The 26,470-nt window shown below is 63.0% G+C and carries 20 protein-coding genes; 8 read left to right on the top strand and 12 right to left on the bottom strand.

The window, feature by feature from the left end; genetic code table 11:
• Positions 1-87 precede the first annotated feature (87 nt).
• The 5 genes from ACODS9_RS17200 to acs all read right to left on the bottom strand — a co-directional run bounded on the left by ACODS9_RS17200 (position 88) and on the right by acs (position 5,619).
• Positions 88-852, bottom strand: a complete 765-nt coding sequence (locus tag ACODS9_RS17200; protein ID WP_023630946.1) for an ABC transporter ATP-binding protein — start codon at positions 850-852, stop codon at positions 88-90.
• A 22-nt stretch (positions 853-874) separates the two neighbouring features.
• A complete protein-coding gene (locus ACODS9_RS17195) occupies positions 875-1,573 on the bottom strand; it encodes an ABC transporter permease (RefSeq protein WP_046854620.1) in 699 nt (232 codons plus the stop codon).
• Positions 1,570-2,259 carry an ABC transporter permease gene (locus ACODS9_RS17190; protein WP_023630944.1) on the bottom strand — a complete coding sequence of 230 codons (690 nt, stop codon included), beginning with the start codon at positions 2,257-2,259 and terminating at the stop codon, positions 1,570-1,572. Before ACODS9_RS17190 ends, ACODS9_RS17195 begins: the two co-directional genes overlap by 4 nt.
• A 90-nt stretch (positions 2,260-2,349) precedes the next feature.
• The gene (locus tag ACODS9_RS17185) at positions 2,350-3,135 is read right to left on the bottom strand and encodes an ABC transporter substrate-binding protein (protein WP_023630943.1); all 786 of its coding nucleotides are present in this window, start codon (positions 3,133-3,135) and stop codon (positions 2,350-2,352) included.
• A 522-nt stretch (positions 3,136-3,657) separates the two neighbouring features.
• Entirely contained in the window at positions 3,658-5,619 is a 1,962-nt protein-coding gene (acs, locus tag ACODS9_RS17180; protein ID WP_489094353.1) for an acetate--CoA ligase, read from the bottom strand.
• A gap of 408 nt (positions 5,620-6,027) precedes the next feature.
• Between acs and ACODS9_RS17175 the strand changes: the two genes are divergently transcribed.
• Complete coding sequence (locus tag ACODS9_RS17175) at positions 6,028-6,282, top strand: DUF2790 domain-containing protein (RefSeq protein ID WP_023630669.1); 255 nt, start codon at positions 6,028-6,030, stop codon at positions 6,280-6,282.
• 99 nt (positions 6,283-6,381) lie between these two features.
• On the opposite strand, the gene ACODS9_RS17170 is transcribed toward ACODS9_RS17175, so the two are convergent.
• A complete protein-coding gene (locus tag ACODS9_RS17170; RefSeq protein WP_110702354.1) occupies positions 6,382-7,941 on the bottom strand; it encodes a sigma-54-dependent transcriptional regulator in 1,560 nt (519 codons plus the stop codon).
• A gap of 255 nt (positions 7,942-8,196) precedes the next feature.
• On the opposite strand from ACODS9_RS17170, the gene phhA reads away from it, so the two are divergent.
• The 6 genes from phhA (at position 8,197) to ACODS9_RS17140 (ending at position 16,695) form a co-directional block, all read left to right on the top strand.
• Positions 8,197-8,985 (top strand): phenylalanine 4-monooxygenase, encoded by a 789-nt coding sequence (phhA, locus tag ACODS9_RS17165; RefSeq protein ID WP_023628482.1) that lies wholly within the window; start codon positions 8,197-8,199, stop codon positions 8,983-8,985.
• A 38-nt stretch (positions 8,986-9,023) separates the two neighbouring features.
• Positions 9,024-9,380, top strand: coding sequence for a 4a-hydroxytetrahydrobiopterin dehydratase (locus tag ACODS9_RS17160; protein WP_023628481.1), 357 nt, complete (start codon positions 9,024-9,026; stop codon positions 9,378-9,380).
• Complete coding sequence (locus ACODS9_RS17155) at positions 9,377-10,573, top strand: amino acid aminotransferase (RefSeq protein WP_489094352.1); 1,197 nt, start codon at positions 9,377-9,379, stop codon at positions 10,571-10,573. Before ACODS9_RS17160 ends, ACODS9_RS17155 begins: the two co-directional genes overlap by 4 nt.
• A gap of 225 nt (positions 10,574-10,798) precedes the next feature.
• Positions 10,799-10,927, top strand: coding sequence for a hypothetical protein (locus ACODS9_RS17150; protein ID WP_263974800.1), 129 nt, complete (start codon positions 10,799-10,801; stop codon positions 10,925-10,927).
• A 164-nt stretch (positions 10,928-11,091) separates the two neighbouring features.
• Positions 11,092-15,366, top strand: coding sequence for a deaminase domain-containing protein (locus ACODS9_RS17145; RefSeq protein ID WP_489094351.1), 4,275 nt, complete (start codon positions 11,092-11,094; stop codon positions 15,364-15,366).
• A 126-nt stretch (positions 15,367-15,492) separates the two neighbouring features.
• Complete coding sequence (locus tag ACODS9_RS17140) at positions 15,493-16,695, top strand: MFS transporter (RefSeq protein ID WP_489094350.1); 1,203 nt, start codon at positions 15,493-15,495, stop codon at positions 16,693-16,695.
• A gap of 134 nt (positions 16,696-16,829) precedes the next feature.
• Here the strand turns inward: ACODS9_RS17140 and ydiJ are convergent, their stop codons facing one another.
• Positions 16,830-19,847, bottom strand: a complete 3,018-nt coding sequence (gene ydiJ / locus ACODS9_RS17135) for a D-2-hydroxyglutarate dehydrogenase YdiJ (RefSeq protein WP_489094349.1) — start codon at positions 19,845-19,847, stop codon at positions 16,830-16,832.
• 151 nt (positions 19,848-19,998) lie between these two features.
• On the opposite strand from ydiJ, the gene ACODS9_RS17130 reads away from it, so the two are divergent.
• Entirely contained in the window at positions 19,999-20,880 is an 882-nt protein-coding gene (locus tag ACODS9_RS17130; protein ID WP_489094348.1) for a LysR substrate-binding domain-containing protein, read from the top strand.
• A 72-nt stretch (positions 20,881-20,952) separates the two neighbouring features.
• Here ACODS9_RS17130 and ACODS9_RS17125 read toward each other — a convergent pair whose 3' ends face one another.
• From ACODS9_RS17125 to ACODS9_RS17105, 5 genes are all read right to left on the bottom strand, one after another.
• Positions 20,953-22,371: an amino acid permease gene (locus ACODS9_RS17125; protein WP_023632492.1), complete on the bottom strand. Its 1,419-nt coding sequence runs from the start codon at positions 22,369-22,371 to the stop codon at positions 20,953-20,955.
• 651 nt (positions 22,372-23,022) lie between these two features.
• Positions 23,023-24,087, bottom strand: a complete 1,065-nt coding sequence (gene rluB / locus ACODS9_RS17120) for a 23S rRNA pseudouridine(2605) synthase RluB (protein WP_038706581.1) — start codon at positions 24,085-24,087, stop codon at positions 23,023-23,025.
• A gap of 145 nt (positions 24,088-24,232) precedes the next feature.
• On the bottom strand, positions 24,233-24,994 hold the full coding sequence (gene scpB / locus ACODS9_RS17115; RefSeq protein ID WP_489094347.1) for an SMC-Scp complex subunit ScpB: 762 nt from the start codon (positions 24,992-24,994) through the stop codon (positions 24,233-24,235).
• A gap of 14 nt (positions 24,995-25,008) precedes the next feature.
• Complete coding sequence (locus ACODS9_RS17110) at positions 25,009-25,836, bottom strand: segregation and condensation protein A (protein WP_489094346.1); 828 nt, start codon at positions 25,834-25,836, stop codon at positions 25,009-25,011.
• Positions 25,833-26,462: an L-threonylcarbamoyladenylate synthase gene (locus tag ACODS9_RS17105; protein ID WP_038707583.1), complete on the bottom strand. Its 630-nt coding sequence runs from the start codon at positions 26,460-26,462 to the stop codon at positions 25,833-25,835. Before ACODS9_RS17105 ends, ACODS9_RS17110 begins: the two co-directional genes overlap by 4 nt.
• Positions 26,463-26,470 lie beyond the last annotated feature (8 nt).

The following is a 26,470-nucleotide window of genomic DNA, read 5'->3' as shown; positions in this document are numbered from 1 at the left end:
ACCTGAAAAGGAGGGTCGCGCTTGTGGCGCCGGGGCATGCTGCGTGCGTTGCGCAGCATGCCCCATCATGGTGCAAAAGTGCAGCCTTTACTTCAGGCTGCCGGAAAGGAACTGCTTGAGGCGCTCCGACTGTGGGTTGACCAGCACTTCACGCGGGCAGCCCCGCTCTTCCACCAGGCCCTTGTGCAGGAATACCAGCTGGTTGGAAACCTCGCGGGCAAAGCCCATCTCGTGGGTGACCACCACCATGGTGCGGCCTTCCTGGGCCAGCGATTGCATGACCTTGAGCACATCGCCCACCAGTTCCGGATCCAGCGCCGAAGTCGGCTCGTCGAACAGCATCACCTCCGGCTCCATGGCCAGGGCGCGGGCAATGGCCACACGCTGCTGCTCGCCACCGGACATGTGCCCGGGGAACGCGTCCTTGCGGTGGGATACGCCGACCTTGGCCAGGTAGTGCTCGGCCTTCTCCAGCGCTTCCTTCTTGTTCACGCCCAGCACGTGCACCGGCGCCTCGATGACATTTTCCAGCGCGGTCATGTGCGACCACAGGTTGAAGTGCTGGAACACCATCGACAAGCGCGAACGCATGCGCTGCAGCTGTTTCGGGTCGGCGGCCTTGAGCGCGCCGTCCTTGCCGGCGACCAGCTTGAGCTCTTCGTTGTTGAGCAGGATCTTGCCCGCGTGCGGCTGCTCGAGCAGGTTGATGCAACGCAGGAAGGTCGATTTGCCCGAACCGCTGGAGCCGATGATGCTGATCACGTCGCCTGCCTTGGCTTCGAGAGAGACGCCCTTGAGCACCTCATGGCTGCCGTAGCGCTTGTGCAGGTCTTGGATTTGGAGTTTGTACATACTGTCGGATCTCACAGAGCGGTCAGTGCTTGCGCGGCGCCAGGTAACCGAGCCAGCGGCGTTCGGCCATCTTGAACAGGCGCACGAGGATGAAGGTCAGGCACAGGTAGAACACGCCCGCCGTGATGTAGGCCTCGAAAGGCAGGTAGTACTGGGCGTTGACCGTGCGCGCGGCACCGGTGATGTCGATCAGGGTGACGATCGACGCCAGGCTGGTGGTCTGCAGCATCATGATCACTTCGTTGCTGTACTGCGGCAGCGCCCGGCGCAGCGCCGAAGGCAGCAGGATGCGGCGGTACATCTTCATGCGCGACATGCCGATGGCCTTGGCTGCCTCGATCTCGCCATGGGGCGTGGCCTTGAGGCTGCCGGCGATGATCTCGGCGGTGTAGGCGCTGGTGTTGACGGCGAAGGCCAGGCAGGCGCAGAAGGTCGCGCTGGACAGCCACGGCCAGAAGATGCTCTCGCGCACCGCCTCGAACTGAGCCAGGCCGTAGTAGATCAGGAACAGCTGCACCAGCATCGGCGTGCCGCGAATGACGTAGGTGTACAGCCAGGCGCTCATGTTCACCAGCGGCTGTTTCGAGACGCGCATCAGGCCCAGCGGGATGGCCGCCAGCAAGCCGAACAGCAGCGACAGCGCCAGCAGCTTGAGGGTGGTCAGCAGACCGCCCAGGTACAGCGGCATGGCTTCCCAGATGACGTTGTAGTCGAAGATCATAGTTCAGCCGCCTTGACGCCCACCGAGTAGCGCTTCTCGAGATACTTCAGCGCCAGCAGCGAGACACTGGTCAGCACCAGGTACAACGCCGCCACCGCGAGGAAGAAGGTGAAGGGTTCGCGGGTGGCGTCCGCCGCCTGCTTGGCCTTGAACATCATGTCCTGCAGGCCGACCACCGAAATCAGCGCGGTCGCCTTGGTCAGCACCAGCCAGTTGTTGGTGAAGCCCGGGATCGCCAGGCGGATCATCTGCGGCACCATGATGCGGAAGAACACCTGGACCCCGCTCATGCCGTAGGCCGCGCCCGCCTCTGCCTGGCCCTTGGGGATGCCGAGGAAGGCACCGCGGAAGGTTTCCGAGAGGTACGCGCCAAAGATGAAGCCCAGCGTGCCGATGCCGGCGACCAGGGGATTGAGGTCAATATAGTCGTCATAGCCGAGCAGCGGCGCCACCCGGTTGAGGATGTCCTGGCCGCCATAGAAGATCAGCAGGATCAGGACCAGGTCAGGGATGCCACGGATCACCGTGGAGTACAGGTCCCCCAGCCAGGCCAACCAGCGCACCGGCGACAAACGCAGCGCCACGCCGATCAGGCCGAGGACGATGGCCAGGGCCATCGACGACAAGGCGAGCTGCAGCGTCAGCCACGCCCCGTCGAGGATGACTGCCCCATAGCCTTTCAACATGATTCGGATTCCTCAGGGCTTGGGAATGAAAAATGGTGCAAACCTCAGAGATTCTGCTGTTTGCACCATTGCACAGGTGAAACTCGATGGTTACTTCGAGTCTGGACCGTAGATGTCGAAGTTGAAGTACTTCTTCTCGATCTCTTTGTATTTGCCGTTGGCGCGGATCGCGTCGATGGCGGCGTTGATGCGCTCGGCGTTGGCGGTGTCGCCCTTGCGCACGGCGATACCGACGCCATCACCGAAGTACTTGGTGTCGGTGAAGGCCGGACCGACGAAGGCAAAGCCCTTGCCAGCATCGGTCTTCAGGAAGCCGTCCTCGAGCAGGGTGGCATCGGCCACGGTGCCGTCCAGGCGGCCGGCGGCGACGTCCAGGTAGATTTCGTTCTGGGTACCGTAGGGCACCACGGTGGCGCCTTGCGGGGCCAGGACTTCCTTGGCGAAACGGTCGTGGATCGAACCGCGCTGCACGCCGATCTTCTTGCCCTTGAGCTCAGCCAGGCTGTCGCTGACGGTGGTGCCTTCCTTCATCACCAGGCGCGCCGGGGTCAGGTAGTAGCGCTTGGTGAAGTCGACCGACTTCTTGCGGTCGTCGGTGATCGACATGGACGACAGGATGGCGTCGATCTTGCGCACTTTCAGTGCCGGGATCAGGCCGTCGAACTCCTGCTCGACCCAGGTGCACTTGGCTTTCATCTGTTCGCACAGGGCGTTGCCGATGTCGTAGTCGAAGCCGGCGAGGCTGCCATCGGGCTGCTTGAAGGCGAAGGGTGGGTAGGCGGCCTCGATACCGATCTTCAACGGCTTCTCATCGGCCTGCGATACCAGGGAAAACACGGAAAGCGCCAGGGCGCCAAGCAGTGCGAGCTTCTTCATCAGGTAACTCCATCGGTACGGGGCAATACAAGGCAGTTGTAACGGCTGCCCGATATGCGAATGGGTACAGCGCGAGCCGCGCAGGTTTCGACCAAGGTCGCAGACCACGAGCGAGTGAGTGGCATTCTAGCGACAGCCCGGTGGTCGATATTTCTTCAAAGCGACAACTAATTACAGAAGCGCCAGGAACCGCGGCGGGCGATATTGACAGCTCCTGCGAGATATGCAAGAGCAAAAGAGAAATAACCTATACCCAAAGCAATAAGCGGGCCCATTATTGGCAAAGCCTTGTATTCCGGCAAGCGCAGCGTGCGACCCTGCACGAAATGCCCGCAGAATGCACTCATTTGGCACGCAGATGTTTCCGCAAGCCCCGCATTTGGGCGAAATCGGTGACAGCAACGGTTACCGATGAATGTCGGAGTAACAGTTTGTATCAGTAAAGCAAAAACCCCGCCGGATGCCGGCGGGGCTTTGTCCATGGTTTCAGGATCACCGGGGCCGCAAGGCAGCCCCCGACGCTCAGGCCGTAGCCAGGCTCATCGCCTTGTGGGTGTCGATCAGGTGCTGCACCACCCCTGGATCGGCCAGGGTGGAGATATCGCCCAGCGCGTCGTACTCGCCAGTGGCGATCTTGCGCAGGATGCGGCGCATGATCTTGCCCGAGCGGGTCTTCGGCAGCCCCGGCGCCCACTGGATCACGTCCGGCGAAGCGATCGGGCCGATCTCCTTGCGCACCCAGTTCTTCAGCTCGAGGCGCAACTGCTCGTTCGACTCCTCGCCGGCGTTCAGGGTGACGTAGACATAGATGCCCTGCCCCTTGATGTCGTGCGGCACGCCAACCACCGCCGCCTCGGCGACCTTCGGATGCGCCACCATCGCGCTCTCGATCTCGGCGGTGCCCATGCGGTGCCCGGAAACATTGAGCACGTCATCCACGCGGCCGGTGATCCAGTAGTAGCCATCCTCGTCGCGACGGGCGCCGTCACCGGTGAAGTACATGCCACGGAAGGTCTTGAAGTAGGTGTCGACGAAGCGGTCGTGGTCGCCGTACAGCGAACGCGACTGGCCCGGCCAGGAATCGAGGATTACCAGATTGCCCTCGGCGGCGCCGTCGATCAGGTTGCCCAGGTTGTCCACCAGCGCCGGCACCACGCCGAAGAACGGACGGGTCGCCGAACCCGGTTTGAGCCCCGTGGCGCCCGGCAAGGGGCTGATGAGGATGCCGCCGGTCTCGGTCTGCCACCAGGTATCGACGATCGGGCAACGTTCCTTGCCAACGGTCTTGTAGTACCAGTTCCAGGCTTCAGGGTTGATCGGCTCGCCCACCGAACCCAGCAGGCGCAGGCTGGAGCCATCGGCGCCGGCGACCGCCGCCTGGCCCTCGGCCATCATGGCGCGGATGGCGGTCGGCGCGGTGTAGAGGATGTTGACCTTGTGCTTGTCGACGATCTTCGACACGCGGGTGATGTCCGGGTAGTTCGGCACGCCTTCGAACAGCAGCGTGGTCGCGCCATTGGCCAGCGGGCCATAGACGATGTAGCTGTGGCCGGTGACCCAACCCACGTCGGCGGTGCACCAGTACACTTCGCCCGGGCGGTAGTCGAACACGCGCTCGTGGGTCAGCGCGGCATACACCAGGTAGCCGCCGGTGGTGTGCAGCACGCCCTTGGGCTTGCCGGTGGAGCCGGAGGTATAGAGGATGAACAACGCCTCCTCGGCACCCATTTCTTTCGGCGCACAGTGGCTGGAGGCGACCTTCATCAGGTCTTCGTACCAGATGTCGCGGTGCTGGTGCCAGGCGATGTCGCCACCGGTGCGCTTGCACACGATGATCTTTTGCACGCTGCTGGTTTCAGGGTTGGTCAAGGCCAGGTCGACGTTGGCCTTGAGCGGGGTACGGCGGCCACCACGCAGGCCTTCGTCGGCGGTGATCACCACCTTGGACTTGCAGTCGATGATGCGGCCGGCCAGCGCCTCGGGCGAGAAGCCGCCGAACACCACCGAGTGGATCGCACCGATGCGCGCGCAGGCCAGCATGGCGACCACGGCCTCGGGGATCATCGGCATATAGATGGTGACCACGTCGCCCCGGTGCACGTCCTGGCCACGCAGGGCGTTGGCGAACTTGCAGACCTGCTCGTGGAGCTCACGGTAGGTGATGTTGCGATGCTCGGAAGGGTCGTCGCCTTCCCAGATGATCGCCAGCTGGTCGCCGCGCTCTTCGAGGTGGCGGTCCAGGCAGTTGTAGGAGACGTTCAGAGTGCCGTCGGCAAACCATTTGATATCGACATGGTGATCGTCGAACGAGGTCTGCTTGACCTTGGTGAAGGGCTTGATCCAGTCCAGACGCTGGGCCTGCTCGCGCCAGAAGCCGTCCGGGTTGATCACCGATTGCTGGTACATGGCCTTGTAGGTGGCCTCGTCGGTCAGGGTACTGGCCGCAACCTCGGGACGAACGGGATACAGTGGAGCCGCACTCATCTGTGTTACCTCGGTGTAATAGTTGTTTTTGTATGGAAGCGTTTGTAACTGTACCAGAGCGACAAAGACCATTCGACGTTGGTAGTAACGCGACGAACCGTCAGTCCATGAATGTGCAGCAACCGCTCTAGTGCATGGCATCCAGCCATCGCAGGCGGGAAAAGGCAGCGCTTTGCCAGGGATTGTTACAGATTCTGTCAAAAGACTTTATCAAAACCCGCTCTGTTTCAGCCCCGGCCACCCTCCTAGAATTCACCTCGCCAGCAACGGCAACGCGATTAACTTGGAAACAGCCCCCCACGAAGGCAACGTTAATCCGAACCTCATCCTGATAGTTGAAACTTAGTTGCACTCGCGGCGCCACAAGCGCCGCGCGCCCCCTCACGACCTTAGACAGGTAAATTGAAAATGAAAGCTTTACTGGTATTGGTACTTGGCGGTTTTTGCGGCGCGGCACTGGCCGGCGAAGCAAAAGATGTCGAGCAGATTCCGGTTGAACAGTACAGTTATTCGCAGCATCTGGACATCGCCCGCGTCATCTCCATGAGCGAAGTGCCGAACGTCTGCGAAGTGGTGCCTGCGCGCATGACCTATGAGGACTCCCAGGGCCAGAAGCACATTCTCGAATACCGCGTGATGGGCAACGGTTGCTCCAACGGCTGAGGCCATAGGCTTATCGCGAGGCAAGCCCCTTCCAACACCTTTGCATTCGTGGGAGCGGGCTTGCCCTGCGATCAATTTCAGCCTCGATAAACTTCCAGATCATTCCACTGACTTGTTCAACGAATAATCCCGCAACTTGTTGGCAATGGTCGTATGAGAAACGCCCAATCTTTTTCCCAGCGCCCGACTACTTGGAAATTCACTCATCAAACTTTCCAATACCGCCCTTTCAAACCGCCCGACAATCTGCGAAAGATCGCCATCCAGGGAAAACTCGCCCAACGGTTGACGCGCGCCATAATCCGGCAAGCGGATATGTTCGCTCTTCACTACCCCGCCTTCGCACAGTGATACTGCCTGGAACAACACGTTTTCCAACTGGCGCACATTGCCTGGCCAATGATACTGGCCGAGTTTTTCCATCGCCGGCGGCGCCAGGCGCGGCAGCGGGCAGCCGATCTGTCGGCTGGCCTGGTCGAGGAAGTGCTGCACCAGCCCTTCCAGGCCATCCATGCATTCGCGCAGCGGCGGGATGTGCAGCGACAGCACGTTGAGGCGGTGGTAGAGGTCCTGGCGAAACTCGCCACGGGCGCACAACTCGGACAGGTCGACCTGGGTCGCGCAGATCACCCGCACATCCAGGTACACCTCTTCGTCGCTGCCGACGCGGCGGAAACAGCCATCCTGCAGGAAGCGCAGCAATTTGACCTGCAAGCGCGGGCTCATCTCCCCCACCCCGTCGAGGAACAACGTGCCGCCGGCCGTCAGCTCCAGCAGCCCCAGCTTGCCCTCGGCCCGCGCGCCCTCGAACGCCCCCGGCCCATAGCCGAACAGCTCGGTCTCGGCCATCGACTCAGGCAGGCCGGCGCAGTTGAGCGCCATCAGCGGCGCCTGGCCACGCGGGCTGGCCAGGTGACAGGCCCGCGCCAGCAGCTCCTTGCCGGTACCGGTCTCGCCCTCGATCAGCAGCGGTGCATCCAACGGTGCCATGCGCCGCGCCTCGCGCACCACGGCGGCCATCACCCGTGAGCTCTGGAAGATGCTGTCGAAACCCCGCAACTCCTGCTTGCGCACGTTGTAGATGCGCTCACCGATACGATCCGCACGGTGCAAGGTGATTACCGCGCCGGCCAGGGCTTCACTGTCGTCATGCTCGGACTGCAGCGGTGCGATATCGGCCAGGAACACATCGCCCTTGACCTTGATCCGCAGGCCGTTGATCCGCGATTTGTTGGCCCGTATCAGCTCCGGCAGGTCGAAATCCTCGACATAACGCGACAGCGGAATCCCCGGCACTTCGTCCACCCGTACGCCGAGCAGCTGCGCCGCGCCGCGGTTGGCGGCAACGATGCTGCCACCCATGTCGATCGACAGCACCGGGAAGTCCAACGCCCCCAGCAGCGCATTGAGCTCCATGTGCCGGCGCTCGCTGGGCATCAGGCCGACGCGCTTGACCCCGAACACCCCGGCGATCGACTCGAACTTGGGCCGCAGGGCCTGGAACTGCAGGTTGATCAGGTTCGGGCAGTGCAGGTAGATGGCGTTGCCATGATCCCCCCCCACTTCGCCGCGCAACACGTTGATCCCGTACTCCACCAGCAGGTTGAGGATGTCCCGCAAAATGCCGATGCGGTTCTGGCAATGCACTTTGATGCGCATGAAGGCTCTCTAAGCGGCCGAGTTTTTGCTCGTGCCACGGAAAAGTCGTAAAGATAAGCTGACAAAAATAGCCATCTGCCCAGCTCGATGTCCGTGATTTTCCGGGATGACGCTGATTTTGTAAAATTATCGTTACGCACAGAAGATAAACGGCGGCACAGGATGGGCCCTCACCCCGGTGCAAAACCTCGTTTGTAGGGATATTCCTAAGACATGTCCTGTACATAACAAGAACGCCCTTACCAGGAGAGCCACATGAAACAGACGCAATACGTGGCACGCGAGCCCGATGCGCATGGCTTTATCGACTACCCGCAGCAAGAGCATGCGGTGTGGAACACCCTGATCACCCGTCAGCTGAAAGTGATCGAAGGCCGGGCATGCCAGGAATACCTGGACGGCATCGACCAGCTCAAGCTGCCCCATGACCGCATCCCGCAACTGGGCGAAGTCAACAAGGTGCTCGGCGCCACCACCGGCTGGCAGGTCGCCCGCGTCCCCGCGCTGATTCCCTTCCAGACCTTCTTCGAACTGCTGGCCAGCAAACGCTTCCCGGTCGCCACTTTCATCCGCACCCCGGAAGAGCTGGACTACCTGCAGGAGCCCGACATCTTCCACGAGATCTTCGGCCACTGCCCGCTGCTGACCAACCCGTTCTTCGCCGAATTCACCCACACCTATGGCAAGCTCGGCCTGGCGGCGACCAAGGAACAGCGCGTCTACCTGGCGCGCCTGTACTGGATGACCATCGAGTTCGGCCTGATGGAGACCGCGCAAGGCCGCAAGATCTACGGCGGCGGCATCCTCTCCTCGCCGAAAGAGACGGTCTACAGCCTGTCCAGCGAACCGGAGCACCAGGCCTTCGACCCGATCGAAGCCATGCGCACGCCGTACCGCATCGATATCCTGCAGCCCCTGTACTTCGTCCTGCCGAACATGAAGCGTCTGTTCGACCTGGCCCACGAAGACATCATGGCCATGGTCCACCAGGCCATGCAGCTAGGCCTGCACGCACCGAAGTTTCCACCCAAGGTCGCTGCCTGAGCGCCCCTGTCGATAACAACTCAAACCGGAAAACACCCATGAATGCCTTGAACCAAGCCCACTGCGAAGCCTGCCGCGCCGATGCGCCGAAAGTCACCGACGAGGAGCTGGCGGAACTGATCCGACTGATCCCGGACTGGAACATCGAAACCCGCGACGGCCACATGGAGCTCGAGCGCGTGTTCCTGTTCAAGAACTTCAAGCACGCCCTGGCCTTCACCAACGCCATCGGCGAGATCGCCGAAGCCGAAGGCCACCACCCAGGCCTGCTGACCGAGTGGGGCAAGGTCACCGTGACCTGGTGGAGCCACTCGATCAAAGGCCTGCACCGTAACGACTTCATCATGTGCGCACGCACCGACGAGGTCGCCAAGACTGCTGAAGGGCGCAAGTGATGCACTTCGCCGCCATCGCTCGGGTCCCTGGCGACCCGATCCTGGGGCTGATGGAAGCCTACGCCCGCGACGGCAACCCGGCCAAGTTCGACCTGGGTGTCGGCGTGTTCAAGGACGCTGCGGGGCTGACGCCGATTCCGGCTGCGGTCAAGCAGGCCGAGCAGCGCCTGGTCGAGCGGCAGGCCACCAAGAGCTATGTCGGCGGCCATGGTGATGCAGCGTTCACGCGCCTGGTCAGCGAGCTTGTGCTGGGCAGCGATTCCACGCTGCTCAAAAGCCAGCGCGCCGGCGCCACCCAGACCCCTGGCGGCACGGGTGCCCTGCGCCTGGCGGCGGAGTTTATCGCCCACTGCCTGCCGGGCCGCGGTATCTGGCTGAGCGACCCGACCTGGCCGATCCACGAGACGATCTTCGCCGGCGCCGGGCTCAAGGTGTCGCACTACCCCTACGTGGGCGCGGACAACCGCCTGAACGTCGACGCGATGCTCGCCGCACTGGAGCAAGCACCGCAAGGCGACGTGGTGTTGCTGCATGCCTGCTGCCACAACCCCACCGGCTTCGATCTGGGCCAGGACGACTGGCGCGCGGTGCTCGAAATCGTCAAGCGGCGCAACCTGCTGCCATTGATCGACTTTGCCTACCAGGGCTTCGGTGACGGCCTGGAGGAGGACGCCTGGGCAGTGCGCCTGTTCGCCGCCGAACTGCCGGAACTGCTGATCACCAGCTCCTGCTCGAAGAACTTCGGCCTTTACCGTGAGCGCACCGGCGCCCTGCTGGTGTGCAGCCACGACGCCGAGAAACTGCAGGATGTGCGCAGCCAGCTGGCGTTCATTGCGCGCAACCTGTGGTCGACGCCGCCGGACCACGGTGCGGCGGTGGTCGCCGAGATTCTCGGTGACCCGGCACTCAAGGCGTTGTGGAGCGAGGAAGTGAACGCCATGCGCCAGCGCATCGCCGAGCTTCGCGTCGGCCTGGTGAAAGCGCTGGAGCCCCATGGCCTGGCCGAGCGCTTCGCGCATATCGCCGCGCAACGCGGGATGTTCTCCTACACCGGCCTGAACCCCGAGCAGGTGCGCCTGCTGCGCGAGCGACACAGCGTGTACATGGTCGGTACCGGCCGGGCGAACATCGCCGGAGCGGACGCCAAGCGCCTGGAACAGCTGGCAGCGGCCATCGCCGACGTCTGCCGCTGAAACCTGGCTGATGTGGCCTGGGCTCGCGCCGCGATAGCACTATCGCGGCGCAAGCCTCCCACGCCCCTCCTGCATCCCATTGTTCGATAGCCGCCCGCTAAAACCGACCAGCGTCCGGGAAAAATCCCAAACTGTCATCCAGACTGCTGTATCCTGCCCCAGCTTTTCGAAGCCTCACATGCGCCAAGCGCTGCCTTTTCACTCACACTTGCGAGGAACGACGAGATGCATGAAATCCCGAATCTTCCCTTCCCAAGCCTGAACCCCGAAGAGCAATCCGTTGCCGCCCACGCCGAACCGACGCCCGCCGTCGAGCAGGATGGTGACGATCAATCCAGCGCCGACCAGGAATAGCCGCGCATCCCCCTCCGACTGTGTGAAAACGGCTGACCTGCGGGCTATCCCCGTCATCACGTTTTCACACCGTTCAGATACTTCCCACAGGGTGCGGTATCCACGCACCGCTCTGGCCTACCCGAACTCGACAGACTGACGCCTTTCACACAGCAGAGGCCGCCATGTCACGTCGTTCGACCCTCAATTCTGCCGAAAAGGCCAGGATTCGCGCACTTACCCCTGACCAGGTTGTTGTCATCAGTGAGCTTTCCGGCTCACAGGATATCGCCACCTCACTCAGCGACCATTTCGATCAAGCATTCGGTCTTGGCGCACTTTACCCGTCAACGCTGCTGGACCTGGAGCTCGAAAGCGCACTGGATGCGGCCCTGAGCAAGGACAGCGCAAAACAGCACCTCAATCGTTTTCTGGGTCGTGAAGCGTCCCTGCAGGCGAACCTGAACGATTGCGCGCTGTTCTATGGAAGCCTGGCCGCGCAACTCATCAAAGACGCCGACACCCAGAAGTTTCCCGAGCTGGTTCCACGATCACACCTCGACACACCTTATGCAGTCTGCAGCTTTGCCCAGGCACTCTGGCACCATCACCCACGCCTGAGACGTGCGGACGCCTATCTCATTGCAACGCTGCTGCTTCGCGGCCAACTGACGGCGGCATCCAACCGCGACTGGCAATCCACCGTTGAAGTCCACGAGCACCTTGATCTCCCCGTCCTCGCTGGTCACCTGTTCGCGCATACACCCGGCAACAGCCTCTTCGAAAAGCTGCTCAATGAAGCGCAGGCTTCGTTCTTCTATCAAGGATTGCGATACAGACATCCCACCGCGCGCGAGCGCAAGGAGGGTGCGCTTGCAAACCAGTACGGACGCATCGCGATGGACGGTTCGGCCCTGAATGTGCCGGCAGGGCAGGTAGTCGATGCACTACTTGGCGCCAAGGCCTTCGAGCGCCTGGGGCAACGCCTGGCGGCAGCAGCACAATGGGACTGCTCCGCGGCAAACGCTGCCAAAACCCGCGCCTTGGCCGAACAGGCGCTGATATACGCACTCTATCCACCGGAAAAGCGCCGACCAGGCCATATTCTGGATTTCGAAATCTTCAATGCCCATAACAAGTACGAACACCTCAGCGAAATTCGCCTTGATCTGGTCAACAGCCTCCACACGCATCTCGGCGGTGTACCCGCCACGGCGGAAATTGCCGCCGAACTGCTGATACGCCACTTTGCCCCAGAACTGCTGATCGACGACGATCCCCATGACTATCTGTATGAGCCCGATGTGCGCTGGGCCAACCTGCGCCACGGAGCCTATCTGCTGCTGACCCAGTGCAAACCGGTGACATTCGACGCCGCAGAGGCTGCCACTGGCCTGCACAAGGAGGACACAGAGGTGTTCGAAGGCGCCCTGGCCGCGACGCTTGCCGAGTGGGCACAGTTGCACGGCGTGCTCGCGGAGTCACCGCCTTGGTCGAAATCACAATGGCAACAGGCCTATGACCACTATCTCATTGCCTGGGATCGGGAAAGCCTGCGGGACCTGCCTGATCGTTTCGACATGGCAAGGTGGGAGCTGCGCCTGGCAGGAATCGCGCCTGAAGGCAGCAATGTAGACAAGCAGCTGCACCTCAACGCCTACCTGGACCACGGCGCGGGCTACCAACACGGCGAACTGCCTGATGCCACGACACTCTACGACCATGAATTCAAGGCATGGCAACTACGCGCCCAGACAATATACGAAGACATGATGCACCGTTTGCTGCGCCATCTGCCGCAAACGGACCAGGAACAACTACGTGACGGTAGGTGGCATTGCCACGCGGTCACCTGGCCCACCTACATAGGCCCTGTCGAAGGCGGCATTCCCAGCCATGGAGACTCGCCGGCTTCTGACTGGAAGGCGGAAACCGGCACCCAAGGGATAGTCGTCTATCTTCCTGGCGGTACGGCAGACACCATTTATGAACTGTTTCCGGAGAGGCTGAAATGGCGTCGCCATCTCATCACCGCACAGCAGCGCGCGGTATGGGCCGCCGCTCTTGATTTCCGCTATCGGGACTACAACGAAGTCGATATTCCCTGGCACACCAGCTCCACGCCAGAAACTGTCGCGCTGATCGATGCTCCGACCGAAGAACGATTGCAGGCACTGGCACGCTGTTATGCCAAATCGGTCGCGCTGGGGAACTGTGATGCACTGTACAACAGCGGCAAGGGCGCGACGCCACAGGAGCACTTCCTCGCTGAAAGACGCAAGGACAGTACGGGACGCTACCTGGTCAGACTCTTCTCCAATCTCGTACCAGGGCTAGGCTGCTTCAGCGTGCGCAATGCAGGGGAAGCCCTGAGCTGCGGCCTGGACGCACTGGGCTCTTTGGGCAGCGCATTTGCCCTTGGCGGGCGGATCATCAGGCCCCTGTCCAGGCTGTATGGCACAGCCGGCAGGAGCGCCAGCGCCATGCGCCTTGGGATGCTGCAAGCCGCCAGGCACTGGAAAGGCCGGTCGATACCCGCCAAGCTGTATCGCCATGGCGCAGGCCCCAAACGCTGGAGCGGCATCCCTGACGGGAGTTCCCACGCAAAGCTCGGCGAAGCACTCCCCCAGAAAAAACTGCTGCCGGGGCACAAGCCTGATGTCATCACCCTGCTGCTGGGCGAAGGCGACGATATCACCCGGGCCTGGGACAAAGCGTCCAACCCGGTGGTCTACCCGTTATTCATCGTTCGCGACCCTGACCATGTGGACGCAATCGTCAACGGTGTCGCCTACCGCCACCGGATCGGTCAATCCGCAGGCTTGGCCCAGCGTGTGCGACAGACGCCATTGCTGTGGTCACAGGACCCTGTGCGCCTGCCCACCCCTTACCCCGACGCGCCACCACAGGGGATCGCGATACAGCTGGCGCCTGTTGCCAACCAAGCCGGCACGCCAGCGTACGGCCAGCAGGTCAGCCGGGCATTCGAGACCATTCGCATCGAACCGGTACCGATCACCTACCGGGCGAACGGCGCAAACAGCGATAGCGTTGCCCACGTCATGGTCAGGGAGAACCGGCTGGTGCAGTACACCGAGGAAGTGATACCCAACAGGGGTCGTCACAGCCATACCGGACGTATGATTCTCAAGACGCTGAGCGATGAAGAAGCCGATACGATGGGGTTACTCAACCCTCCCCATTATTACAATGAGGGGGTACTTGGCTACCCGGTGAGCGAACACTGGCTTGGCCTGCCCGCCGAAATGACAGCCGACCAGGTCGCGCTGTTCACCGGCCATTGCCCGCCGGTACGACTTGGCAGGCTGAGCCGAGGCCTTGCCGATCGGCGCACCTTGCGCGGTGCTCGCGTTCACTACCTCGACCAGGATTGGCTGCTGGTCGAAGCCGATACCGGCGTGTTCTACGGTACCCCTTTCGACTTCGAGGCCTGGCAACGCAGCCAGACAGCAGCCCTGCTAAATGGCACGCTGAGCCCCACCCGCTATCCCGTTCCAGCGGAAAGTACCCGCCTGACATTCACTCGGGTCACTGATCTCGACGCCATCAGCCAATATCTCGATGTCAGTGAAACCTACCGCATGGTGGCCGCCCGACCTAGCCTGCAACAGGATATCGACAACCTCGCAGGTTTGTTGCGTGACTGGATGCGCCACCAGCGAAGCACCGTGTCGCCCACCGCACCGACCGCCCTGCAACACGCGATCGAGCAACTGGAAGAAGCACAGTACCCACTCTTCGCACGCAATATTCTGACATCAGCCCGCGCACAGGATGGCCTGGCAGGCTTTTCACTGAACGACGTGATGGGGCTGAACAAATCCATCATCCCCGACTTCCATAACCTGGCCAGGTTCGACGCCGTGGAGCAATTGCATGTCAACGGTGTGCTCAATCGGTTGCTGCCCGCGTCCGGGACGCGGGTGGGATATACGCCGATGTCGGTTGCCCAGATGCTCAGCGAAAACGGCATGAACCAGTTGAAGCAACACCTGTCGGGCGCCAACTTCGCCTTCGCCACGGTCACCCTCAGGAACGGCAATCGACGCGTGTACTTCGCGCTTTCCGGCGGCAGGGCCAGGCAGGGAATCATGGTCCAACCCCCTGCGCCCGGCCAGCGCCCACCTCTCGACTACATCGACGCCCGCGCACGTATGCAGGGTGTCGACCCGGACCCTCGCTTCACCCACCTTCCCGTACTGCGTCGCGCCAATTGGCTGACCGTCAGGAATCATCGACGTCACCTGGACTCCGAGCGCCTGATCGCCTCGACAATCAACCAGGATTTGCTCAACCTGCCTGACGAAGTCACCAGCATCAAGGTCTTCACCTTGATGGACACTTGCCGATCCTGCGGCGGCTATGTAATGCCTCGCTTGCGTCTGGACTATCCGAATGCCGAGTTCAGCGTCAGCTGGTTGCTGCCTTATAACAACTGACGTCTCTGTGACAATCAGACGGTGGCCAAGGCGACCACCGTCCCCAACGATGAAACCTTCATCCACAACCCTCCCCCGCACGACTATGATGTCCCGGCATTCGCTTTATCGTTTCCGGAACCTCTCATGCCCGAGCATCGGCCTTCATCCTTCGCGACCACCACCCAGGTGGTCGCCATCGTCCTGTTCACCTTCATCGGCTACCTGAACATCGGCATCCCCCTAGCAGTGCTGCCTGGCTACGTGCACAACGACCTGGGCTTCAGCGCCGTGGTCGCGGGCTTGGTGATCAGCGTGCAGTACCTGGCCACCCTGCTCAGCCGCCCTACCGCCAGCCGTATCATCGACAACCTCGGCAGCAAGAAGGCAGTCATGTACGGCCTGTTCGGCTGCGGACTGAGCGGCGTGTTCATGCTGGCCTGCAGCTTCCTCACCCACCTGCCCTGGCTGAGCCTGATCTGCCTGTTCATCGGCCGCCTGGTGCTGGGCAGCGCCGAGAGCCTGGTGGGCTCGGGCTCGATCGGCTGGGGGATCGGCCGGGTCGGTTCGGAAAATACCGCCAAGGTGATCTCCTGGAACGGCATCGCCAGCTATGGCGCATTGGCCATCGGCGCCCCGCTTGGGGTACTGATGGTCAAGCACCTGGGGCTGTGGAGCATGGGCGCAAGCATCATCCTGCTGGGCGCGATCGGTTTGCTGCTGGCCTGGCCCAAGCGTGCCGCGCCGGTGGTGGCAGGGGTGCGGCTGTCGTTCCTGCGGGTGCTGGGCAAGGTCTTCCCGCATGGCTCGGGGCTGGCCCTGGGCTCGATCGGTTTCGGCACCATCGCCACCTTCATCACCTTGTACTACGCCAGCCGCGACTGGCCCGATGCTGCGCTGACCCTGAGCCTGTTCGGTGCCAGCTTCATCTGTGCGCGACTGCTGTTTGGCAACCTGATCAACCGTATCGGCGGTTTTCGCGTGGCTATCGCCTGCCTGTCGGTGGAAACCCTGGGGTTGCTGATGCTGTGGCTGGCGCCGACGCCCGGGTTGGCCCTGGCGGGTGCAGCGTTGAGCGGCTTCGGGTTCTCGCTGGTGTTCCCGGCGCTGGGAGTGGAGGCGGTCAACCAGGTATCGGCGGCCAACCGCGGCGCGGCGGTGGGGGCCTACTCGCTGTTCATCGACCTGTCGCTGGGCATCACCGGGCCGCTGGTGGGCGCCGTGGCGGCAGGCTTCGGCTTTGCCTCGATGTTCCTGTTTGCGGCAGGGGCGGCGGCGTGCGGGCTGGTGCTGAGCCTGTATCTGTATCGCCAGGCGCGGCGGATGCGCCAAAGTGCACATCAATCCTGATTCGGCTGTAGCTTCACCGGCCTCATCGCCGGCAAGCCGGCTCCCACAGGGTTAGCGCATGGCTCGGGCTTATGCGATCAGAGTGGGAGCCGGCTTGCCGGCGATTGGGCCGCATAGCGGCCCCGACAATATCACTAGCGCTGCGCGAACTGCAGCACCACTTCCAGCGGGTGGCGCAGCTGCTTCTCGGTCATGCGCTTGACCTGGCTGCGGCATGAATAGCCGGTCGCCAGTGCCTCCCCCGCCTTGTCCAGCTTGGTCGCCCAGGACTGCTCGAAGATGGTCTTCGAGGCCTCCTGGTTACGCGCCTCGTGCCCATAGGTACCAGACATGCCGCAGCAGCCGGTGGCCTCGGTGACCAGCTTCAACCCCAGGCGGGCGAATACCTGCTCCCACTGCCTGGTGCTGGCCGGCACATTGGTCTTTTCGGTGCAGTGGGCCATCAGGCGGAAGCTGTCGGCCTTGAACGGCGCCTGCTCGGGCAGCACGTTCATCAGCCACTCCTGGGGCAGCAGTACCGACGGGCACTCCACGCCATCGACCTTCTGGTACTCCTGGCGATAGACCAGGGTCATCGCCGGGTCCAACCCCACCAGCGGCACGCCGCAGTCGGCCAAGGCCTTGAGCTGGGTGGCGTTGCGGACCGCCGCCTTGGCGAAGGCACCGAGGAAACCCTGCACATGCAGCGGCTTGCCGTTGGCGCTGTAGGGCGCGAGGAACACCTTGTGCCCCAGGCGATGGGCCAGCTCGATGAACGAGGCCAGCAGTGGCGTCTCGAAATAGCGGGTGAAGGCGTCCTGCACCAGCACGATGCTGCGCTCGCGCTGGGCCGGGGTCAGCTCACGCAGCGCGGGCACGCTGGCGACCTGAACCCGGCAACGGGTCAGAGTAGCCTGGAAGTTGAAACGACTGATCAGCGGGCTATCGACCATGCCGACCTTGTCCGCCAGCAGCCTGCTCACCCACTTCGAGCCCATCACCGCGTTGTACAGGCCCGGCGCATGAGCCAGGTACGGGATGGTGAACTCCAGCGAGCCGATCAGGTAGTCGCGCAGCGGACGCTGGTAGCGGCCGTGGTACAGCTCGAGGAAGCGTGAGCGAAAGTCCGGCACGTTGACCTTGATCGGGCACTGCCCCGCGCAGGACTTGCACGTCAGGCAGCCGGCCATGGCGTCGTACACCTCGTGGGAGAAGTCGTGCTGCCCCTGCTGTTGCGCACGGCTGTTGCGCAGCCGCGCCGGCAACCCCTTGAGCCAGGAGGCCTTGCGCTGGGCGGCAGCGAGCACATCGATGTTCGCCTCGCCCTGCAGGCGCAGCCACTCACGAATCAGCGAGGCACGGCCCTTGGGCGAGTGCTGGCGTTCGCGGGTGGCCTTCCACGACGGGCACATGGCGTCGTTGGGGTCGTAGTTGTAGCAGGCGCCGTTGCCGTTGCAGTGCACGGCGCTGCCGAAGCTCTGCCACACGCGCTCATCGATGCTGCGGTCGAGGTCGCCGCGCAGGGTCACGCCATCCACCGGGGTCAGGCCTTCGGCGCTGTCCGGTGGGGTGCAGATCTTGCCCGGGTTGAGCTGGTTGTGCGGGTCGAACGCGCCCTTGAGCCGCTGCAGCGCCGGGTACAACTCGCCGAAGTACTCCGGCACATACTCCGAGCGCAGGCCCTTGCCGTGCTCGCCCCACAGCAGGCCGCCATAGCTCTTGGTCAGCGCCGCCACGGCATCGGAGATCGGCTTGACCAGCGCGGCCTGGGCCGGGTCTTTCATGTCCAGCGCCGGGCGCACGTGCAGCACGCCGGCATCGACATGGCCGAACATGCCGTAGGCCAGGCCATAGCCATCGAGCAATGCACGGAAGTCGGCAATGTAATCGGCCAGCTGCTCTGGCGGAACCGCGGTGTCCTCGACGAACGGCTGCGGGCGCACTTCGCCCTCGACGTTGCCCAGCAGCCCCACCGAGCGCTTGCGCATCACATAGACGCGGGTCACTGCTTCGGCGCCTTCGGCGAGGGTGTGGCCCAGGCGCTCGACACCCTTGTCGGCCTGCAGATGCGCGACGAAGGCCTGGACCCGGGCATTGACCTCGTCCGGTTCGTCACCGCAGAACTCCACCAGGTTGATGCCCAGGGTCGGGCGCTCGGGGTCGGCCGGGAAGTATTCGGCGACGCTGTGCCAGACGATGTCCTTCATCGCCAGCATCAGCACCTTGGAGTCGACGGTCTCGATCGACAGCGGCTTGTGCGCCATCAGCGCGTTAGCGTCGCGCAGGGCGTCCATGAAGCTGGTGTAGCGCACGTTGACCAGTACGGCGTACTTGGGGATCGGCAGCACATTGAGCTTGGCTTCGACCACATAGCCCAGCGAACCCTCGGCCCCGCACAGCACGCTGTTGAGATTGAAGCGGCCCTGATCGTCGCGCAGGTGCGCCAGGTCGTAGCCGGTCAGGCAGCGGTTGAGCTTGGGGAAGGTGCTCTCGATCAGCTCGCCCTGGGTTTCCTGGATCTCGCGGGCCATGCGGTACACCTCGCCGACCCGGCCTGGGGTGGCGCAGGCCTGCTCCAGCGCCGCATCGTCGATCGGCAGGCTGTGCAGGCGCTCACCGCCGAGCAGCACGCTGTGCAATTCGAGCACGTGGTCGCGGGTCTTGCCGTAGGTGCAGCTGCCCTGGCCACTGGCGTCGGTGTTGATCATGCCGCCGACGGTGGCGCGGTTGGAGGTGGACAGCTCCGGCGCGAAGAACAGCCCGTGGGGCTTGAGCGCGGCATTCAGCTGGTCCTTGACCACACCCGCCTGCACCCGAACCCAGCGTTGCTCGACGTTGATTTCAAGGATGTTGTTCATATGCCGCGACAGGTCGACGACGATGCCGTCGGTCAGCGACTGGCCGTTGGTGCCGGTACCACCGCCACGCGGGGTCAGCCTGATGTCACGAAAACGCGGCTCGGCCATCAGCGTGGCGACCCGCGCCACGTCGTCGGCGTCCAGCGGAAACACCGCCGCCTGGGGCAGGCGCTGGTAGATCGAGTTGTCGGTGGCCAGCACGGTGCGGGTGCCGTAGTCGGCGCTGATCTGGCCACGGAAGCCGCTGTTCTTCAGGGCGTCGAGGAATTCGGGGTATTGGGCGGCGGGCGCGCGGGGCGGCAGCTGGGCGATCATCGAAGGATGCCTCTTTGATATCGGCTAATTCACGGAAATCTTGTCGCTCCGGCATGAATGGATCATGGGAGGATTTCGAATGCGTCAATGTTCCTGTAGTTTCGCGCAAGGGGCAAACGGATATTCCTGCCGCTATCGATGAGCTTTATGAATGAATTACCGCCACCTCACCCCTTCGATGTCGCTCTTGCTGGCCTTCGAGGCCGCCGCGCGGCATGAAAGCTATACCCGCGCCGCCGCTGAACTGTCATTGACTCAGAGCGCGGTTAGCCGGCAGGTGCAGGCACTGGAGCAGCAATTGGGGCTCACCCTGTTTCGCCGCGAGGGGCGTCAGGTGCAACTGACTGATGTCGGCCGCCTCTACCAGCGCGAACTCAGCGAAGCCCTCGGGCGCATCCGCAGCGCCACCCTGCAGGCCCTGGCCTATCAGTCGGGCGTCGGCACCCTGCGCCTGGCGACACTGCCGACCTTCGGCTCGAAATGGCTGTTGCCGCGCCTGCATGCCTTCTACGGCGCTCACCCCGGCATGCTGGTACACATTCATTCACGTATCGAAGCCATCAACTTCGACACCAGCGAGATCGACGCGGCCATCGGCGTTGCCAGCCACGACCTGCCTGGGCTGATCTGCCATCGCCTGCATGCCGAGGAACTGGTGGTGATCCTGCCACCCGAAGCCAATGCGGATGGTCAATGGAGCCCGCAAAGGATCAGCGAGGAAGTACTGCTCAACGTCGCCAACAACCCCCATGCCTGGGGCGAGTGGTTTTCCCACCATGCCCTGCCCCACCGGGCGATGCGCCTTGGGCCAAGTTTCGAGCTGACCTCGCATTTGATCCAGGCGGTTCGGGCAGGCATAGGCATTGGCCTGGTGCCCAAGATCCTGGTGCAGGAGGAACTGGCCAGCGGCGAACTGTTCAGCCCGGGCACACCATTCGCCAGCCAGCGCAGCTACTACCTGATCTATCCGCCCAGGAACGAGGCATTGCCATCGTTGCGAGCGTTTCGTGGCTGGTTGCTCGAACAGATCTGAGGCCGGCACAGGCAACAAAAAACCCGATGCCGGTTACTCGGCATCGGGTTTCTTGTTGGTACACCTCAGCGCTTACTTGGCGATGCTGCCGGCAGCACCATTGGCCTGGGAGCCGCGCTTGCTCTTCAGTTGGTAGGCCACATACATCACCACCAGCCACACCGGCATCGCGTACACCGACACCTGGATGCCCGGAATCTGCAGCATGATGCCCAGGATCAGCACCACGAACGCCAGCACCAGGTAGTTGCCGTACGGGTACCACAGCGCCTTGAACAGCGGCTTCTGGCCGGTGCGGTCGAGGTGCTGGCGGAACTTCAGGTGCGAGTAGCTGATCATCGCCCAGTTGATCACCAGGGTCGCCACCACCAGCGACATCAGCAGCTCCAGGGCATTCTGCGGCATCAGGTAGTTGAGCAGCACCGCGATCAGGGTCACGGCTGCCGAGACCAGGATCGAACGTACCGGCACACCGCGGCGGTCGACCTTGGCCAGCGCCGCCGGCGCATCACCTTGCTCGGCCATGCCCAGCAGCATGCGGGCGTTGCAGTAGGTGCCGCTGTTGTACACCGACAGCGCCGCGGTCAGGACCACGAAGTTCAGCAGGTGGGCCGCCACGTCGCTACCCAGCAACGAGAACACCTGAACGAACGGGCTGCTGCCGTAGCTGCCGCCGGAGGCGTCGATGCTCGCCACCAGGTTGTCCCACGGGGTCAGCGACAGCAGCACCACCAGGGCGCCGACATAGAAGATCAGGATGCGGTAGATGACCTGGTTGATCGCCTTGGGGATCACGGTCTTCGGCTTGTCGGCCTCGGCGGCGGTGAAACCGAGCATCTCCAGGCCACCGAAGGAGAACATGATGAACGCCAGCGCCATCACCAGCCCGCTGACACCGTGCGGGAAGAAACCACCATGGGCCCACAGGTTGGTCACCGAGGCTTCAGGACCGCCGCTGCCGCTGGTCAGCAGGTAGGCACCCAGGCCGATCATGCTGACGATGGCCACCACCTTGATGATGGCGAACCAGAATTCGGCTTCGCCGAAGAACTTCACGTTCATCAGGTTGATCGCGTTGATCAGCAGGAAGAACGCCGCCGCGGTAACCCAGGTCGGAATCTCCGGCCACCAGTAGTGGACGTACTTGCCCACCGCCGACAGCTCCGACATGCCCACCAGGATGTACAGCACCCAGCAGTTCCAGCCCGACAGGAAGCCGGCGAAACCGCCCCAGTACTTGTGCGCGAAATGGCTGAAGGAGCCGGCCACCGGCTCTTCGACGATCATCTCGCCGAGCTGGCGCATGATCATGAAGGCGATGAAGCCGCAGATCGCATAGCCGAGGATCATCGACGGACCGGCGGACTTCATCACGCCGGCCGAGCCCAGGAACAACCCGGTGCCGATGGCGCCGCCCAGGGCAATCAATTGGATATGGCGGTTCTTCAAGCCACGCTTGAGTTCGCCGGACTGTGAGTTATGTCCACTCATGAACGAAGTCACCTGCTTGTTTTTATCTGTGACGGAATCGGACCCACCGCACTCGTGGCGCAGCGGAATGGGCAAGGTGGTTACCTTGGATACTTGTGACGGGCAGTCGCTCGTGGCCTTGGTGGCCAGGGGCGGATCAACCGGGTGTCAGCAAGCGTGCGCGGTACGCAAGGGAGTCACAGGTAAAACGCGGCGCATTGTATACCCCTGCAAACGCGCAGGCGTCAACGCGTTGCATCGTTTCCTGTGGAAAAAACGCAGCGTTCCTGGGGTGAAGGCCTGAAAAGGCGGAGTGATCGGCGTGCATGGCGCCTCCATTTTGTTGTTTTAAGTGCCTGGCGATCCTGCCTGGCTCTGCACACGGCAATGGCGCTATCTCAGCGCTTGAGCGGGGGTTTGGGAAGGGGGTGGAGGGGGCCGGGGAGGCTCTGGCGCGCAGGCTTTGGAAAGATTTTGTGACGACGAACGGAAAGGCACAGGTAAGCCGGGGAAAACGCCCAGAATCGTATAATTTTCTTTACAAGGTGGTTTGAAAATTTGCCACCGGTCGGGAAATTTTCTGTCCGTTCAGGTACTTGGATCGCGATGGGCCATTTACCCCAGGCACAAAAAAGCCAGCCCGAAGGCTGGCTCTCTCGCTACCGGACCGAATCAGCCGCGCGGCTTGCCGCGACCACGGCCTGCCGGCTTGTCGCCTTCAGGACGGGACGGACGCTTGCGCATCTCGCTCGGACGCTCGGCCACCGTGCTGCCGCGGTTGCCCTTGCGCGGCGCTGCGTCTTCACGCGGCGCACGTGCCGGACGCTCGGCTTGGCCTTCGGCGGCAGGACGCAGGGTGCGCACGCGCTCGCCACGCCCCAGCGGACGGGTCGACTTGCGCTGCAGGCGCTCGAGCTTGTCCTTGGCCTTGAGCTTCATTTCCGGCAGTGCCACCGGCTGCAGGCCGACTTCCGCGGCGAGAATGTCGATCTCGCCCTGGCTCATTTCGCGCCAGCGGCCCATCGGCAGGTCGGAGTTGAGGAACACCGGGCCGAAACGCACGCGCTTCAGGCGGCTGACCACCACGCCCTGGGATTCCCACAGGCGACGCACCTCACGGTTGCGACCTTCCATCACCACGCAGTGGTACCAGTGGTTGAAGCCTTCGCCACCTGGCGCCTTCTGGATATCGGTGAACTTGGCCGGGCCATCTTCGAGCACCACGCCAGCCTTGAGCCGGTCGACCATGTCGTCGTCGACTTCACCGCGCACACGCACTGCGTACTCGCGGTCCATTTCATAGGACGGATGCATCAGGCGGTTGGCCAGCTCACCGTCGGTGGTGAACAGCAGCAGGCCGGTGGTGTTGATGTCCAGGCGGCCGATGTTGATCCAGCGGCCCTCTTTCGGGCGCGGCAGGCGGTCGAACACGGTCGGGCGGCCTTCCGGGTCGTCACGGGTGCAGATCTCGCCGTCGGGCTTGTTGTACATGATCACGCGGCGGGTCGCCTCGGCGGCCTCGACGCGCTTGATCAGCTTGCCGTCGACGGTAATGGCGTCGTGTAGGTCGACGCGCAGGCCGAGGGTGGCCTCGACGCCGTTGACCTTGATGCGGCCCTGGCCGATCCAGGCCTCGACGTCACGGCGCGAGCCGACGCCGATACGCGCCAGTACCTTCTGCAGCTTTTCGCCGGACGGCGGGGTAGGTTGTTGGTCTTGCAGGTCTTTGTCACTCATCTGGGCACCTCCCGGTGTAGTAGTGAAAGCGGGCGCGCATCATACGCGGTTCAGCAAGGGAACGCACTGGAGGGTAGAAGGTTTTTGCCGATCGCCCAGCAGATTCCGCCCAAAGGCGCAAGCCGGCGTCCACAGAGCTGGGCTGTCAGGCCTTTGGTTCGTCCTCGGGCTCGATGGAAACCTCATCGCGCAAATCATCGAAATCGATCTTGAGCCCTTCCTCCATCGCATCCAGCTCCACCAGCAGCGAGCGGAAGCTGGTCTCCTCCTTCGGCTCGATTTCCTCGCCCTCCTCGCCCAGGCTGGCATCGGCCAGGGCTTGCAGGTGAGCGGGCACCGGCGCCTCGTCCGGATCGACCTCGGGTTCCACCTCCAGCTCGCGCAGCTCGGCCAACGCCGGCAGCTCATCGAGGCTCTTGAGGTTGAAATGATCGAGGAATGCCTTGGTGGTGGCGAACATCGCCGGTCGCCCGGGCACCTCGCGGTAGCCGACGATGCGGATCCACTCGCGCTCCATGAGCGTCTTGATGATGTTGCTGTTGACCGCCACGCCACGCACGTCCTCGATCTCGCCACGGGTGATGGGCTGGCGGTAGGCGATCAGCGCCATGGTTTCCAGCAGCGCGCGGGAATAGCGCTGCGGACGCTCCTCCCAGAGGCGGCCGACCCAGGGTGCGTAGTCCTCGCGGATCTGCAGGCGATAGCCGCTGGCCACTTCCTTGAGTTCGAAGGCGCGGCCGTTGCAGGACTTGCCCAGCACCTCCAGGGCCTTCTTGAAAACGGCGGGGGCCGGGCGCTCGGCCTCCTCGAACAGCTCGTACAGGCGCTCGAGGGATTGCGGCTTGCCCGAGGCAAGCAGGAAGGCCTCGATCAGCGACGCCAGTTCACGGGGTTCGTTCAGGTTCATCGATAGTTGTCAGGTCATTCTGCCCGGGCACGGACGTGAATCGGGGCGAAGGGCTCATTCTGCACCAGTTCGATCAAGGATTCCTTCACCAGCTCGAGAATCGCCATGAAGGTCACCACCACGCCGAGCTTGCCCTCCTCGCGGGTGAACAGCTCGACGAAGGGCACGAAGGCACCGCCCTTGAGGCGGTCGAGCACTTCGCTCATGCGTTCGCGGGTCGACAGCACCTCGCGGGTGATCTGGTGGTTCTCGAACAGGTCGTTGCGGCGCATGACCTCGGCCATGGACAACAGGATCTCTTCCAGCGCCACCTCCGGCAACAACTTGCGCACCTTGGCCTGCGGAGCCTCCAGGCGCGGCACGACGATTTCGCGTCCGACCCTGGGCAACTCGTCGATACCTTCGGCGGCGGCCTTGAACCGCTCGTACTCCTGCAGCCGGCGAATCAGTTCCGCGCGCGGGTCGCCCTCCTCCTCCTCGACCTCGCCGGAACGCGGCAGCAGCATGCGCGACTTGATCTCGGCAAGCATGGCGGCCATCACCAGGTACTCGGCCGCCAGCTCCAGGCGCACGCTCTTCATCAGCTCGACATAGCTCATGTACTGGCGAGTGATCTCGGCCACGGGGATGTCGAGAATGTCCACGTTCTGCTTGCGGATCAGGTACAGCAACAGGTCCAGCGGGCCTTCGAAGGCTTCGAGGAAGACTTCCAGGGCATCCGGCGGGATGTACAGGTCGACCGGCATCTCGGTCAGGGCTTCGCCGTAGACCAGGGCCAGTTGCAGCTGGAACGGCGTCTGCGCCTCTGTGGCCGGTGCCTCGGGGGCTTGTACCTGGCTCACGCGTTGACCAGGAACGGCGTCGGATCCCCGCAGCCTTCACGGATAAGCTCGGGCTCGTCACCGGACAGGTCGATGACGGTCGAGGCCTTCAGGTCGCCGAAGCCGCCGTCGATGATCAGATCGACGTGGTGCTCCAGGCGCTGGCGGATCTCGTAGGGGTCGGTCATCGGCTCCTCGTCGCCTGGCAGAATGAGGCTGACACTCATCAGCGGTTCGCCCAGCTCCTCGAGCAGGGCCAGGACGATGGGGTTGGACGGCACGCGCAGGCCAATGGTGCGGCGCTTGTCGTGCATCAGCAGGCGCGGCACCTCGCGGGTGGCGTTGAGGATGAAGGTGTACGGGCCCGGAATGTGGGCCTTGAGCAGGCGGAACGTCGCCGTGTCGATCTTGGCGAAGGTGCCCATCTCGGACAGGTCGCAGCACAGCAGGGTGAAGTTGTGGTGCTTGTCCAGCTGGCGCAGGCGGCGCACGCGCTCGATGGCAGCCTTGTCACCGATCTGGCAGCCCATGGCATAGGCCGAGTCGGTCGGATAGACCACCACCCCACCCTTGCGGATGATCTCGACTGCCTGTTTTATCAGGCGCGCCTGCGGGTTCTCCGCATGAATCTGGAAAAATTGGCTCACGAAGTCGT

Source organism: Pseudomonas sp. FG36 (assembly GCF_057809275.1).
This window is presented reverse-complemented; position numbering and strand designations above follow the sequence as displayed.

Bases quoted from the DNA above. Each gene is read 5' to 3' on its own strand.
- ACODS9_RS17185 (WP_023630943.1), bottom strand. From the start codon at position 3,135: ATGAAGAAGCTCGCACTGCTTGGCGCCCTGGCGCTTTCCGTGTTTTCC.
- ACODS9_RS17170 (WP_110702354.1), bottom strand. From the start codon at position 7,941: ATGCGCATCAAAGTGCATTGCCAGAACCGCATCGGCATTTTGCGGGAC.
- ACODS9_RS17190 (WP_023630944.1), bottom strand. From the start codon at position 2,259: ATGTTGAAAGGCTATGGGGCAGTCATCCTCGACGGGGCGTGGCTGACG.
- rluB (WP_038706581.1), bottom strand. From the start codon at position 24,087: ATGAGTGACAAAGACCTGCAAGACCAACAACCTACCCCGCCGTCCGGC.
- acs (WP_489094353.1), bottom strand. From the start codon at position 5,619: ATGAGTGCGGCTCCACTGTATCCCGTTCGTCCCGAGGTTGCGGCCAGT.
- ACODS9_RS17150 (WP_263974800.1), top strand. From the start codon at position 10,799: ATGCATGAAATCCCGAATCTTCCCTTCCCAAGCCTGAACCCCGAAGAG.
- ACODS9_RS17160 (WP_023628481.1), top strand. From the start codon at position 9,024: ATGAATGCCTTGAACCAAGCCCACTGCGAAGCCTGCCGCGCCGATGCG.
- ACODS9_RS17195 (WP_046854620.1), bottom strand. From the start codon at position 1,573: ATGATCTTCGACTACAACGTCATCTGGGAAGCCATGCCGCTGTACCTG.
- scpB (WP_489094347.1), bottom strand. From the start codon at position 24,994: ATGAACCTGAACGAACCCCGTGAACTGGCGTCGCTGATCGAGGCCTTC.
- ACODS9_RS17125 (WP_023632492.1), bottom strand. From the start codon at position 22,371: ATGAGTGGACATAACTCACAGTCCGGCGAACTCAAGCGTGGCTTGAAG.
- ACODS9_RS17175 (WP_023630669.1), top strand. From the start codon at position 6,028: ATGAAAGCTTTACTGGTATTGGTACTTGGCGGTTTTTGCGGCGCGGCA.
- phhA (WP_023628482.1), top strand. From the start codon at position 8,197: ATGAAACAGACGCAATACGTGGCACGCGAGCCCGATGCGCATGGCTTT.
- ACODS9_RS17145 (WP_489094351.1), top strand. From the start codon at position 11,092: ATGTCACGTCGTTCGACCCTCAATTCTGCCGAAAAGGCCAGGATTCGC.
- ACODS9_RS17200 (WP_023630946.1), bottom strand. From the start codon at position 852: ATGTACAAACTCCAAATCCAAGACCTGCACAAGCGCTACGGCAGCCAT.
- ACODS9_RS17140 (WP_489094350.1), top strand. From the start codon at position 15,493: ATGCCCGAGCATCGGCCTTCATCCTTCGCGACCACCACCCAGGTGGTC.
- ACODS9_RS17130 (WP_489094348.1), top strand. From the start codon at position 19,999: ATGAATTACCGCCACCTCACCCCTTCGATGTCGCTCTTGCTGGCCTTC.
- ydiJ (WP_489094349.1), bottom strand. From the start codon at position 19,847: ATGATCGCCCAGCTGCCGCCCCGCGCGCCCGCCGCCCAATACCCCGAA.